Here is a 233-nt window from a genome sequence, read left to right on the forward strand (position 1 = left end):
TACAACGATTGCTCCTAAAGGAATACTACCATCTTTTTATCTCTTCTGCAATCTATAGCAATTATAACGATATCTTCTTCTCTTCAAAATCGTCTCTGATCTCCGGCATTTCATACGCTGTTTTATATTTCATCATCGTATATACAATCCGAATTAGTCTCCGCATAATACAGAGTAATGCCTGTATTTTTGTCTTCCGCTGATTTAGCACATGCAATAAGTACTTCTCCATC

It is taken from the genome of Lachnoclostridium sp. (assembly GCF_031997925.1).
Lineage (GTDB): Bacteria > Bacillota > Clostridia > Lachnospirales > Lachnospiraceae > Lachnoclostridium.